Source organism: Alkalidesulfovibrio alkalitolerans DSM 16529 (assembly GCF_000422245.1).
GTDB classification, from domain to species: domain Bacteria; phylum Desulfobacterota; class Desulfovibrionia; order Desulfovibrionales; family Desulfovibrionaceae; genus Alkalidesulfovibrio; species Alkalidesulfovibrio alkalitolerans.
Window position 1 is genome coordinate 38403 of sequence record NZ_ATHI01000022.1, and the last position, 13038, is coordinate 51440.

Below are 13038 nucleotides of genomic sequence, written 5' to 3' on the forward strand. Positions count from 1 at the left end.
CGCTGAACGCTCCCCGCAGGTCGCGGAGAGCACAGCAAACTGACCGGAGACGTTGATGGAACTGTTCGCCACAGACCTGGAAAGGCTGGCGTTTCTACTGGAGGCCGATGCGGCGCTGACTCTCGATCCCGATGCGCTCGGGTCCGAGGCCGCCGAACAGTCAGCTCCTGAAGAGCTCCCTCCCGAGAAGCGCCCCAAGTACATCACCAACTACATCGGCAGTAAGCAGAAGCTCGTCGACTGGATCTGGAAGCATACCCCGGAAGGCACTGGCACGGTGCTGGATGCCTTTTCGGGGTCTGCGGTCGTGGCCTACATGTACAAGACCAAGGGCCTCCAGGTCATCGCCAACGACCGGCTCCGCTACTGCCACCATGCCGCCAAGGCGATCATCGAGAACAACTCGGTTCGCCTGAGCGAGGACGAGATCGAGGCACTCCTGGCCGACAACGCCAAGGCGGGCAGCTTCGTTCAGGACAACTTCAAGGGCATCTTCTTCGCCAAGGGCGTCCATGCGCTGATCGACACCATCCGCGCCAACTGCGACAAGCTCTCCGGCTTCAAGAAAGACATCGCCCTGTTCGGCCTCGGCAAGACCTGCATGAGCGGCAAGGGCGGCTTCGGCCACTTCTCGTCGTCCACCGACTATGGCCGCCGCCAGGACACCCCAGACGAATTCAAGGATCGTCTGCGCAAGAACCTGCAGCGCATCAACGCCCTGGTCTTCGACAACGACAAGGAGAACAAGGCCCACCGGCAGGACATCAACGACCTGCTGCCGAAAGCCAAGGCGGATCTGGCCTACTTCGATCCGCCCTACGCCACCGAGTTTTCGACTACCAACTACGAGCGGGCCTACCACTTCGTGGAAGGGCTCATGACCTATTGGGAAGGGCTCGAAATCAAGGCCGACACCAAGGTCAAGTATTACGAGACCGACCACAAGACCGTCACCAAGGCCAACGCCAGCGAGTTCTTCCAGACCTTTCTCGGCAATGCCAAGCACATTCCGCACTGGCTGATTTCCTACCGCGATCACGCCTATCCCAACGAGCAGGAGATGAAGCGGATCATCGGCTCATTCGGCAAACAGAGCCGGATGAAGTCCAAGGATCACCACTACGCCATCACCTCCAAGCACGGCGAGGCTTCCAACGCCAAAGAACGTCTGTTCGTCTGCGCTCCCGGGGCCAAGGCCAGCGCCGAACGGGAGGAGAAACCCGTTCCGATGGCCGCCGCCGCGAACTTCCACACCAGCATCCCCGTGGACATCCGGCTGGGCGATGGTGAACGCCTCGCGACCGAGGCCATGGATGTCGGTTCGGCGGGCGACCCCCAGTTCAGCTTCGTGCTCTGCCGAACCGGGACCAACAAGAACGGCGACCACTTCACCGCCGAGGAGTTGTCCGGTCGGCACATGACGGCCGTGAACAAGAAGGTCGATCTGCAGCATTCGCAGGAGTTCAACGACATCGTGGGTGGCATCGTCGCCGCCGACTACCTGGAGGACGACAACGGCGGCCGCGTGGAATGCGTCGGCGAGCTGTATGTCCACGACACCCCGGCCGCCCGGCTGGCCTACAAGCTGATGAAGCGCGGGATCATCTCCCAGGTCTCCATGGAGTGCGACTACCAGGAAGGCGAATGCTCGGTCTGCCACAAGCGCTTCCAGAACAAGGCCGACTACTGCACCCACCTGCGCAAATTCAAGGGCCGTGATGTGGGCGGCCAACCCGTTTTCGAGATTCTGCACGGCGTCACTTTCACCGGACTGGGACTGCTCGACCGCAAAGGCGCGGACGAGAACGCCAGGATTCTGCAGGTGGCGTCCCTTCAGAGCCAGCCCGACCAATCCCAACCCGAAGGAGATTCCACGATGGAAGACAAAACCAAACCTACAGATGAACCGGCCGTCGAAGCGGCCAAGAAGAAACCGTCCCAGCAGGAAGGCGATCCTGCCCGCGTTACCGACCTGGAAAAGGAAAACCGGCAGCTCAAGGCCCAGGTGGCCGAGCTGCAGAAACGAGTCCAGGAACTGGAAGCCGAACAAAAGGCGGCCGCCTGCCGCTCCCGGGCCAAGAAGCTGCTCACCCGTCTGGAGAAGCAGGGGCTCTCCTTCGCTTCCGAGGAGGACCGGGAAGCCGAGCTGAAACGCCTGGCCGAACTGTCCGACGAAACCTTCGCCGCCACCGAGGCCGCTTACGAACGCCTGCCCAAATCGGCCAAGGCGGACAAGGACAAGGAAGAGAAACCCGCCGACAGCGACCAGGGCGGCAAGCCCGCCGCCAAGGCATCGACGGAAACCCCGCTACGCAGCGACGCCGGTGTCCGGCCCCACGATGTGGACGACCGCAAGGTGTCGCTCGAGGACCGTCTGCGCGACGGGTTCATGGCCGCTTACCGCAACCGTGTCGGCGAGGACTTTCCCGAACACTCGCAAATCAACGCATAAGGAGGAAACACCATGTCATTCATCAATCCGTGTCACCGCAGCCTCGCCTATGGCGACGGCCACATCCAGGGCGACGGCCAACTCGGCCAGGTGGTCCGCGTGGTCGGCGACGACCTGTTCGCCGTCAACACCGATCCCACCAAGCGCTCCTTCGGCATCCTGATCAAGGATTACGCCGGTGGCGAAATGCCCGGCATCTACTGCGACGGCGGCGTTTACGAGACTGACGCCTTCGAAGGGACCGTCGTCGCCGGAGACGACCTGAAAGTTTCGGCGAGCGGTCGGCTGACCAACGGCATCGCGGCCGGAGAGCACGTCGTCGCCCACGCCATTTCCGTACAGAGCGGCGTCCTCAAATTCCGCCTGCTCGTCTAACCCAAGGAGCCAACGCACATGAAAACCAATCAGTTGAAGATCCATTCCCAGGAATACATGGAAACCATGGCGCGGCTCATGAGCGAGGCTCTCGAGTCGCCCGAAGGCATGCGGGCGCTTGCCGCCGCCATTGCCGCGCCCATCGAACAGGAGATCAAGCGCAAGGAGATCTCCTCGCTGCTGCTCACCAAGCACACGCTGCCAAAGGGCGAACGTCCGGTTTACCAGAAGAAACCGACCGTCAAGGCCCACTGGATCAGCAAGGACGGCGACGCCCAGGAGCAGGAGGTGGGCAAGGACGAAGTCGAGTTCCCCACCAACCGCATCCACTCCAATCCGATGGTGGACGTGTCCGTCCTCAAGAACGGCAACATCGGCACGCTGATGGACATCCAGACCAGCGCCGCCGACGCCATCCGCAAGGAGATGGACCGCCGCACCATCTCGGTGCTCTCCTCGGCCATCCCGGCGACCAACACCATCGAGGTCACCGGCGACCTGCTCACCGAAGAGGCGCTGAACGAAGCCATCTCGATCATCGAGGACCTGGAGCTGTCGGTGAAGTACATCGTCATGCGCGGCCGCCGGTTCAACGACATGCGCGGCTGGAACCTCGATCCCCAGACCAAGCTTGAGCTGCGCCAGAAGGGCGTCATCAAGAACTACGGAACCGGCGGCATTCTGCTGACCGCCTCCATGCCGCTGGACGAGATCATCATCGTCCCGGATGAAGAGGTCGGAAAGATGCCGGTGCGCGAAAACCTGAAGACGGAGTCCATCGATCAGAAGACCCGCTTCAAGACCGGCTGGCTGGTGTGGTCCGAAATCGGCCAGGGCATTACCCGCCCTGACATCATGGCCAAGGTCAAACTGATTCCGTAATCCGGGAGGTGACGTGAGATGAATCGAATCAAGAACATCCGTCCCGGCGTTCTGGTGATCCCCGACGCCGGGCTGAAACTCAAGCCCGGCCAGGTAGTCGAGGTGGAACGCCTCACCAAGCAGATCCAGGCGGCGCTCAAGAACGGCCGCCTGGCCATGGCCGACAAACCGAAGCAGGAACCGCTCGCCCCTCCAGAGCCAGACCAGGACGCGGAACCGGTGGACCTGAGCAAGCTCTCCGCCACCGACGCGATTTCCAAGGTCAACGAGGAGGCCAATCCGGAGACCCTCAAGGGCTACATGGAAACCGAAAAACGCCGCACGGTGATCGACGCGCTCAAGAGCCGTCTGGAGGGCCTGCAAGGTGCTACTGAGTGACCTGATCGCCGACCTGCGGCTCGACCTGTCCGATCCGGGCGCATCTCTCTTCGAGGACCAGACTCTGGAGAGATGCGTCCGGAAAGCCGTTTTCCGGGTCGGCCGTGACCTCGACCAATCGCTGACGGTAACGGCCGGAGAGATCACCCCCGATCCCACCGGCGAGGTCCGCGAGCTCCTGGTGATCGTGGCGCAGATCCACGCCTGCCAGGTCATGCGTTCGGCCACCGCCAACGCCTTCTCCTTTTCCAGCGGCGACAAGCGGGTGGACAAAACCGGACAGCCCGGCCACTGGGCCAAGCTTGAAGCCGATCTGCTCGCCGACTACCGGCAGCGGCTCACCGAGCTGCGTCCGGCCACCCAGCTCGATCAGGAAGCCTACATCCTGACCCCGAGCGGCCTTACGCCGGTCATCTACGAACAAGGGATCGATCTCGATGTTGTTGAATGAGCGGGAACGCGTCGAAGCCGTGGCCGACGTCGCCCGGCTGATCCTCTCCTCCGGCCAGACCGCACGCATCCTGCGCGTGGTTCCCGGCGAGCGGCTCTACGGCACCGACGATGCCGAATACACGGAAATCTCCGTCATCCCCCTAGAACTGAACGAAACCCCGCCGGAGGAGCTGAGCGGCAAGATCGACGCGCTTGCCTGTGTCCTTCCGGATGCCGATGTCCGGGGTGAAGACCGCCTGGCCACCGACAGGGAAACCTATCGCATACAGAGTGTGGAAGAAGAACACTTCTTCGGCACCGTCACTCACAAGAACCTGCAACTGGTGAAGCTCAATGGGCGTTAGGCGGACCGGTGACTGGGATAAGGCCCGCGCCAAGCTGACCACCGGCACGGGGCCACGCTTGGCCACGGCCCTGCGTCAGGCCACGATCCGCAACGCCCTTTTTTTGGTGCGCGAGATCCAGCGGGGGATTCGCTCCCAGGCCCCGGGCGGACAGGCCTTCGTGAAACTCGCCGAGAGCACCATCGAGCGCAAAGGCTCAAGCAAGGCGCTCATCGACACCGGCTTTCTCGTCAACGCCATCACCCAGAAGATCATGGCCGACAAGGCGTTCGTCGGCCTGCTGCGCGGCACCGTCAACAAGGACGGGGAAGACATGGTGAACATCGGTGCCGTCATGGAGTACGGGGCCACCATCAAACATCCGAACGGCGCGACCATCATCATCCCCGCCAGACCCTTTCTGCATCCGGTGATGGATAAGTACCGCGAGCAAATCCTCCAGAACTATCGCGAGGCGATCCGCTCCGCGCTTTGAGCCTCCGACACATCGACAGCGCTTCCGGTAAGTAACCAGGCAGAAAACGGAGGCGTCCCTTGAGCACGATACAGACCGTCACAGAAACCCTGATCCGCCTGGCCAAGCAGGCCATCCACCCGGACACTGTGTTGGTGTTCCCGGATGACCTGTTCGAGGTCCAGCGCACCCCCAGCGTCATCCTCCAGGGGCCGAAGCTGACGGAAGACCGTTTCCGCCGCAGCCAGAGCCGCCTATTCGAGAAGAATATCGCGGAGCTGAGTTTCGAGGAGTGCCGGTTTCCCCGGCTCTATCACCTCGATTTCGACCTGGTGGTAACCGTGGATCGGGAGGCCGAACTGCTCGGTTTTCACGAGTCGGTATCGCGGTTCCTTCAGCTTTACCCGGAGATCGCCATCGCCGACCAGGGCAGCCTGAACCTCACTGAACTGGTTCCTCTGGGTGGCCTGGCCCGGGTGAACCTCTCCAATCTCCGGCAGAGCTCCGGACGCATCCGCATCGAATCCTGCCCGGTGTACGACGGCGACCTGCGCGACGGTCGGCTGATCCGGGACCGGACCTTCCAGTTTCACGGCGACGTGACAGAGCAACGAACCATTCAACCGTAAAGGAGAACAACCGTGATCGAGATCAGAAACCTGCAGTTCCAACCCCTGACGTTCAACCTCTCCGGCCAGGGAACCCTCCACCTCGGGCCGCGAGAACGCAAGAGCATCGCCCGCAAGGACCTCTCAGCCGAGATCAAGACCGCCGGAAAACGCGGCCTGGTGCGCATCACCGATCTGACCGGCGGCGCGGAACCGGAGCCGGAAAAGCCCACGGCGACCGAGGACGCCGGAACCGATGAGGCCAAGACCACCAGCAAGCGGAGGAAATAACCATGCCAACCTATCTATCGCCCGGGATTTACACCCGGGAAACGGACTTCAGTTTCTATGTGAAGCAGATCTCGACCTCGTCGGCCGCCATGGTCGGGGTGGCCGAGAAAGGCCCGATCAACAAGCCTGTGCTGGTGACGAGCTGGGAACAGTTCATCAACCGTTTCGGTTCCTACATCAACGAGAGCTATCTGGCCTACGCCGCCCGGGCGTTTTTCGACAACGGCGGCTCAGTCCTCTATGTCACCCGCATCGCCCATCTCACCGATCCCACCGACCGGGACACCCTGACGGCGCTCAAGTCTTCCATCGTGCTGCAAAACCGGGAGGCGACGCCCGCCGACGCCCTGCGGATCGAGGCCGTGAACGAAGGCGTCTGGGGCGACCGACTCTCAGTCTCCATCGAGGACGGCTCCCTTGACCCGGCCAACCATTTCAACCTGGTGGTCCGGCATAAAGGCGATGTGGTCGAGGTGTTCAAGGATCTGAGCATGGACGAGACGCTGCCCAACCATGTGGAGCTGGCGATCAACGACCGTTCGGATTTCATCCTGGTCCAGGATCTGGCAGCCGCGTCGGGAACGCCCGGCGACCGTCCGGCATTGGGCGTGTTCACGCTCGGCGGCGGCGACAACGGACTGACCGATCTGGCCGATGCGGATTTCATCGGCGATCCCTCGCAGCATACCGGCCTCTATGGCTTTGACGAGATCGACGCCCTGAACCTGCTGATGGTTCCCGGTGTCACCACGGTGCCGGTGATCAACGCCGGAATCGCCTATGCCGAGGGGCGCAAGGACCTGCTGTTCATCGCCGACACGCCCATACACCTGGAGCCGCTCGAAGCGGTCGACTTCCGCAAGGGACAAGGGATGTACAGCCACGCGGCATTCAACTCCTCCTACGCGGCGCTCTACTACCCCTGGCTGGAGATCAGCGATCCGGTCAACTCGCGCAAGAAGCTGGTGCCGCCCTGCGGCGCGGTGGCGGGCTGCATCGCCCGCAGCGACCAGAAGACCAACGTCTGGAACGCGCCCGCCGGTATCGACCGTGGCCGCATCTTCAACACGCTCTCCCTGGCCTACAAGACCAGCCGTGGCGAGCGCGATGTGCTCTATCCGGAGGGGATCAACGTCATCGCCGTGTTCCCCGACACCGGCATCAACATCTGGGGCCAGAAGACACTGCAAAGCCAGCCCTCGGCCGTGGACCGCATCAACGTGCGCCGCCTGATGATGTTCATGGAGGAAGCCATCTCGGAATCCTCCCGCTTCGTGGTGTTCGAGCCGAACCATCCCCAGACCTGGCGTGCCCTCGGTCGCCTGATCAATCCCTTCCTGCAGGACATCAAGGACAAGGGCGGCCTCTACGACTTCGCCTTCCAGTGCGACGAGGAGACCAACACCCCGGCGGTCATCGACCGCAACGAAATGGTGGCCCGCGTGTTCGTCAAGCCGACCAAGACGGCGGAGTTCATCGAGCTGAACTTCATCCTGACCGCTACCTCTGCGGACTTCAAAGAAATCATCTAACGGGAGAACACGGCTATGAGAAGCGGAAACATGCCCAAGAGCCTTTACCAGAACTGGCAGTTCGCCATCGAGGTAAACGGCTTCGACGTGGCCCTGTTCCACAAGGGACAGGAGCCCAAAACCGAATTCGAGGAAGTGGCCTTTGCCCCGGCCGGTTCGATGTTCGACCAAAAGGTGGCGGGGCGGGTCAAGTTCGAGGACATCACCCTCGAGAAAGGCACCCTGCAGGACGGCTCCGACGAGGCGGCCCGTGAATGGATCAAGAAACAGGTGGACGTGAACGCCGTCACCGGCGGCCTTCCGGCCGACTACATGCGCGACATCGACGTTGTCCGCTACGACCGCACCGGCAACGAGACCCGCCGCTGGACCCTGCACGGGGCCTGGGTGAAGGCGCTCGAATACGACGAGCTCGAAGGCGGCAACACCGAGAACACCATCGAGAAGCTCACCATCTGCTTCCAATACTGGACCTAAACCGGAGGATCGACCATGTACAGCTTTGAACTGCCAAGCGGCACTGAACTCGAGCTTCGGGAAATGACCGGGACCGAGGAAGAACTGCTCACCAACCAGCGCCTGATCCGTTCCGGAGAGGCGATCAACCAGGTGCTCCGCAACTGTTTCGTCCGGCTGGGCGAGAAGACCGATCCCGATCTCGCCGAGGTGATGAACCTGCTCTCGGGTGACCGGCTGTTCGCCCTGGTCCGCCTGCGCCAGATTTCCCTGGGGGACGAGGTGGAGCTGGAGCTGAGCTGCCCGAACAGCGCCTGCCGCATGACCAACTTTGTGACCATCAATCTCGAGGATCTCAAGGTCACCCCCTACGGCGAGGAGCGGGAGTTCTCCTTCAAGCTGCCCGGCTCGAAGAAAACCGTGCGCTTCGGATATCTCGATGGCCACAAGGAAAAGCGACTGGCCAGCCTGCGCGAGCCCAATATCAGCTCGGCCATGCTCATACGTATCCTCGACATCGACGGCAAGGCTCCCTCCAAGAAGAGCCTGGCGGAGATGTCGATGCGCGACCGCAACGCGCTGCGGCAGGAGATGTCGCGGGTCGACGCGGGAATCGACACCTCGGTCGAAACCGAATGCGATGGCTGCGGCACCAAGATCCGCACCCGCCTGGAGGCCGAACCGGCTTTTTTGTTCCCCGGAGTTCGCTTGTAAGCGACGCATTTTTTCTCGCTTACGGCGGACTGCACTGGGGCTGGTCGGAAACCCGCTCGCTGCCGCTCAGGGTCCGGCGTCAGTTCGTCGAGGCCCTCGAGCGGCAGCTTGATTTTGAACGTGAGCAAACGGAACGGCGATAGATGAACGGCGATCTCGGACTGGGCATAGTGGTATCGATGAAGGATGCGTTCTCGCAGAACGCGCAGCGCATCCGTGGCTCCATGATGGACCTCGATTCCACCGTGGCGGATGCCAGTGAGCGAATGACCCGCAACCTGGACCGCATCCAGCAAGGCACCATGATGCTGGGGGCGGGGCTGGCCCTGATGGCAGTGCCCGCCGCCTTGGTCGCCTCCACCGCCGCGACCCAGAAGGCCCTGGGAGAGCTGGCGTCCTTGGGCGTGCAGGATCTCCGTGCCATCGAGGACGCCGCCGAATCCTTCACCAACCAGTGGTCCGGTGCTGACAAGGCGGCGTTCATCACCGCCACCTACGACGTGAAATCGGCCCTGTCCAACCTCAGCGACGAGGCGGTGGGCGTCTTCACCTCCATGGCCGCCATGACCGCCAAGGCGACCAAGGCCACCACCCAGGAGATGGTCGGCACCTTCACCACGGCCTACGGGATCTTCAAGCCCATCATGGCCGACATGAACGACATGGAATGGGCGACCGCCTTTTCCGGAGCCATGGCGCAGACCGTGGCCTCGTTCAAGACCAACGGCACCCAGATGGCCGACGCCATCAAGAACATCGGCGCGGTGGCGGCCGCGAGCAATATTCCGCTGAACGAGCAGCTCGCCGTACTCGGCCAGCTCCAGACCACCATGCCCGGCTCCGAGGCGGGCACGCTGTACAAGGCGTTCATCATGAAGGCGGCCGAGGCCGGTGGCGAGCTTGGCCTGTCCTTCACCGACACCAGCGGCCGCCTCAAGGGCGTGGTTCCTATCCTGCAAGAGATCAAGCGCCAGTTCCCCGACCTCTCCAACGCCGCCGCCCAGGTGAAGCTGAAGAAGGCCTTCGGCTCCGACGAGGCGGTCAAGTTCCTGCTGCAGATGTCGGCGGGCATGGAGAGCCTCGAAGGCAATATCCAGTCGGTAGGCCGGGCCATGAAGACAGGCACGGCGGTCACCGAACAGATGGCCGACGCCATGAACCAGGACATCGGAGCCCGGTTCCTGCTTCTGCGCCAGCAGATGGCCAACCTCAGCGAAATCCTGGGCCGCACTCTGCTGCCGGTGGTCACGTCGGTGATCAACGGCGTCTCCCGCTTCATTCTATTCCTGCAACGCATGGCCAAATCGATGCCGGGCGTGACCCGGGTGGTCCTGGGACTGTCCATGGCCCTCGGCACCATTCTGGTCGTGGCCGGAGCCGTCACCGCCGCCGTGGGCATGGTGGGACTCATGCTTCCCGCCATCAAGGCCGGGTTCGTGGCCATCAGCGCCGCGCTGGCCGGAGTGGGTTCGGCGGTCGCGACCTATATTCTGCCCGTCACCGCGATTATCGCTGGCGTGATCCTCTCGGTGTATCTGCTCAAACGCGCCTGGGAAACCAACTTCGGCGGCATTCAGGAGATCATCACCGGGGCCTGGAACAAGGTCTCGCTGGTCTTCCAGGGGATCAGAGAGCTGGTGGGTTCGCTCAGCGGCGGCGTCGGGCAGATGTCGTCCGAACTGGCCCAGAAGCTCGAATCCGCCGGACTGCTGGGCTTCGTGGTCACCGTCTTCAAAGCCTATTACCGCGTTCGTGAGGCCCTGGCCGGATTGTGGGGCGCGTTTTCCCATGCCTTTGGCCGCATCCGCGCCATCCTCGAACCGACCGTCCGCACCCTGATGAGCGCATACGCGGCGCTGGCCAGCGCGGTCTTTTCGGTGGTGGAGATCTTCGGCGTGGCCGCCAGCGCCACCGACGGGTCGTCCTGGCGCACCTTCGGCACGGTTATCGGCACCGTCGCCGGTGTGCTTCTTCAGGGGTTGGCGTTCGCGCTGAAGATCGTGGCCTGGAACCTGTCGCTCATCGTCCGAGCCCTGGCGGTGGTGGTGCGCAGCGTGGTCTGGGTCGGCAAGGCCATCGTCGGGTCCCTGGTCGGAGCGACCAAGTTCATCTATAAGTTCCTGTTGCCCGTGCGCATGATCGGCGAGGCCTTCGTGGCCGCCGGGAAGATCGTCTATGCGGTCTGGCAAGTGCTGACCGGCGACATTTCCCTGCTGGACGGTCTCAAGGCCATCGGCGGCGCGGTCTACGATTTTCTCGCCACCCCGTTCCGCTGGGCGCGGGATGTGGTGGTCGGTGTCTGGAATTTCATTTCCGGGATCTTCACCTCCATCGGCCGCCTGGTGGCCGACGCCGCCGGACAGATCGGCCAGGCGATTCTGAATCTGCCGATCATCAGCACCCTGCGGGATCTGTTTGCCACCGTGCGCTCCTTCTTCGCCGGGGATACCACCTTTTTCGAGGCGGGCAAGAAGCTACTGATCACCCTTGGCGAAGGGATCTGGTCGGCGGTGACCTATCCCTTCACCATGCTTAAGAACGCCCTCGGCAAGCTGCGCAATCTGCTGCCGTTCTCCGATGCCCGCGAGGGACCACTCGCCAGCCTGACCGCCTCCGGTTCCGCGCTGCTCAAGACCCTCGCCGACGGCATGAGCCTTACCCAGTCGCTGCCCGCGAAAGTTTTCGGCTTCGCCGCTCGCGGGATTCTCTCGGACGCTGCGGGAGCCTGGCAGCAGATCAAATCGGCGGGCGGCAACCTCATGGAAGCCGCCTCGGCTCCCTTCCGGATGGCTGGAAAACTCTGGGATGGGCTGACCACCGGGGCTCAATCCGTCGCGGCCAAGGCCGGTGCCATCTTCGGCGGTCTCAAACAATCCCTGTTTGGCGACACGCCCGAACTGGCGCTCACGCCGCCCCAGGTCAATACCTGGGACGCGCTGGCCACAGGAGCCGTCAATCTCCGCGACCGGATCGTTGCCACGCTGTCTGCCGTCCCCGGGGCTGTGGGTCGAATCTTTGCCAGCGCCGGTACCGAGGGGCAAACCCTCTGGCAAAGGCTTTCCAGCGGCGCGAGCGCGGGCATCCAGGCACTCAAGAATCGCAGCACCGGGATCGCCAACGGTTTGCTCTCCTCCGCTCGCGCCATGCTGGGAGTCCAGACCCCGATTCCGCAGGTGGCCGAGCAGAAACAACCGCTCGGAGCTACGCCGCCCGCCGAATCGATTGGGCAACGCATCATCGAAAGCGTGCTGAGTCTCGTACCGCGTCTGGACGAGCGCCTGGTGCCCAAGGCTCTGAGCGCCATGCTGATGCTCCAGCCGGTCATGGCCACGGCCGCGCCGCATCCGCAACAGATGAACGGCACCGTGCAGACCGTCGCGGCAGCCGTTGAGCCGGTAAGTAAGAGCTATATCCAGCCGTTCGCGGTGGAACCGGCACTGGAAAAGGGAGACGCCTTTCTGGCTCCGGCCGGGATCGAGCGGCCCATAACGGCCGCTCCGACTCCGATAGCGAAGCCCCTGCAATCCGGACTCGCCGAGACGGTGCCTTCCGAGCGGTTGATCGCTCCGGCTCGCACCGCTCCCGCGACACCCATGCGCGGAGAGGAAGCCGGTCCGGGGCTGCGCGAACTGCTGGAATCGCTACTCTCGCGCCTCGATGGCCTGGCCGACCGCCCGGTGGAACTGAGCGTGACCACCAACATCGATGGCCGGAAGGTGGCCGAGGCCGTCTACAAGGACCTACGGGAGCGGAAGATCAGAAACTACGAAACCCTTTGAGAGAACCGATGAAACGCATCTTTGTCTGCAGCCCGTTCGCGGGCGACATAGCCCGAAACGTCAGGGTCGCCGAGGCGCTTTGCCGCCAGGTCATGAGAAGCGGTCACGCGCCGTTCGCGCCGCACCTGTTGTATCCAACCTTCACCGACGACAGCGTTCCAGAGCAGCGGGAGACGGGCATCGCCTGCGGCCTGGCCTACATGGAATGTTGCGACGAGGTGTGGGCGTTCACCGGCAACGGCATTTCCAGCGGCATGCGGCTGGAACTCGACCGGGCCGGACAACTGGGCAAGCCGATCCTCGAGATCGCCGAGGTGTAA

Annotated in this window: 13 protein-coding genes and 1 pseudogene; all 14 read left to right on the forward strand. The window is 63.0% G+C overall.

Going from position 1 to position 13038, the window contains the following annotated elements:
• The first annotated feature begins 55 nt into the window (after positions 1 to 55).
• The 14 genes and pseudogenes from DSAT_RS07230 (at position 56) to DSAT_RS07295 (ending at position 13038) form a co-directional block, all read left to right on the forward strand.
• Complete coding sequence (locus tag DSAT_RS07230) at positions 56 to 2452, forward strand: DNA adenine methylase (protein ID WP_020886722.1); 2397 nt, start codon at positions 56 to 58, stop codon at positions 2450 to 2452.
• A 12-nt stretch (positions 2453 to 2464) separates the two neighbouring features.
• Positions 2465 to 2827 carry a hypothetical protein gene (locus DSAT_RS07235; protein ID WP_011366968.1) on the forward strand — a complete coding sequence of 121 codons (363 nt, stop codon included), beginning with the start codon at positions 2465 to 2467 and terminating at the stop codon, positions 2825 to 2827.
• Between the two features lie 18 nt (positions 2828 to 2845).
• A complete protein-coding gene (locus tag DSAT_RS07240; RefSeq protein WP_020886723.1) occupies positions 2846 to 3709 on the forward strand; it encodes an HK97-fold major capsid protein in 864 nt (287 codons plus the stop codon).
• Positions 3710 to 3727: 18 nt separating this feature from the next.
• On the forward strand, positions 3728 to 4087 hold the full coding sequence (locus DSAT_RS07245; protein ID WP_020886724.1) for a hypothetical protein: 360 nt from the start codon (positions 3728 to 3730) through the stop codon (positions 4085 to 4087).
• Positions 4074 to 4538 carry a hypothetical protein gene (locus DSAT_RS07250; protein WP_020886725.1) on the forward strand — a complete coding sequence of 155 codons (465 nt, stop codon included), beginning with the start codon at positions 4074 to 4076 and terminating at the stop codon, positions 4536 to 4538. The genes DSAT_RS07245 and DSAT_RS07250 overlap by 14 nt, the downstream gene beginning before the upstream one ends.
• Positions 4525 to 4884: a hypothetical protein gene (locus DSAT_RS07255; protein ID WP_020886726.1), complete on the forward strand. Its 360-nt coding sequence runs from the start codon at positions 4525 to 4527 to the stop codon at positions 4882 to 4884. The genes DSAT_RS07250 and DSAT_RS07255 overlap by 14 nt, the downstream gene beginning before the upstream one ends.
• A complete protein-coding gene (locus tag DSAT_RS07260; protein WP_020886727.1) occupies positions 4874 to 5359 on the forward strand; it encodes a phage virion morphogenesis protein in 486 nt (161 codons plus the stop codon). Before DSAT_RS07255 ends, DSAT_RS07260 begins: the two co-directional genes overlap by 11 nt.
• A 59-nt stretch (positions 5360 to 5418) precedes the next feature.
• Positions 5419 to 5967 carry a hypothetical protein gene (locus DSAT_RS07265; RefSeq protein WP_020886728.1) on the forward strand — a complete coding sequence of 183 codons (549 nt, stop codon included), beginning with the start codon at positions 5419 to 5421 and terminating at the stop codon, positions 5965 to 5967.
• A 12-nt stretch (positions 5968 to 5979) separates the two neighbouring features.
• Positions 5980 to 6237: a hypothetical protein gene (locus DSAT_RS07270; RefSeq protein WP_020886729.1), complete on the forward strand. Its 258-nt coding sequence runs from the start codon at positions 5980 to 5982 to the stop codon at positions 6235 to 6237.
• 2 nt (positions 6238 to 6239) lie between these two features.
• Positions 6240 to 7769 carry a phage tail sheath C-terminal domain-containing protein gene (locus DSAT_RS07275; protein ID WP_020886730.1) on the forward strand — a complete coding sequence of 510 codons (1530 nt, stop codon included), beginning with the start codon at positions 6240 to 6242 and terminating at the stop codon, positions 7767 to 7769.
• 30 nt (positions 7770 to 7799) lie between these two features.
• Complete coding sequence (locus tag DSAT_RS07280; RefSeq protein ID WP_227501130.1) at positions 7800 to 8246, forward strand: phage tail protein; 447 nt, start codon at positions 7800 to 7802, stop codon at positions 8244 to 8246.
• Positions 8247 to 8261: 15 nt separating this feature from the next.
• A complete protein-coding gene (locus DSAT_RS07285) occupies positions 8262 to 8939 on the forward strand; it encodes a T4 family baseplate hub assembly chaperone (protein ID WP_020886731.1) in 678 nt (225 codons plus the stop codon).
• A gap of 329 nt (positions 8940 to 9268) precedes the next feature.
• Positions 9269 to 10282, forward strand: a pseudogene (locus tag DSAT_RS15950) (phage tail tape measure protein); the annotation flags it as partial.
• A 2444-nt stretch (positions 10283 to 12726) separates the two neighbouring features.
• On the forward strand, positions 12727 to 13038 hold the full coding sequence (locus DSAT_RS07295; protein WP_020886733.1) for a DUF7768 domain-containing protein: 312 nt from the start codon (positions 12727 to 12729) through the stop codon (positions 13036 to 13038).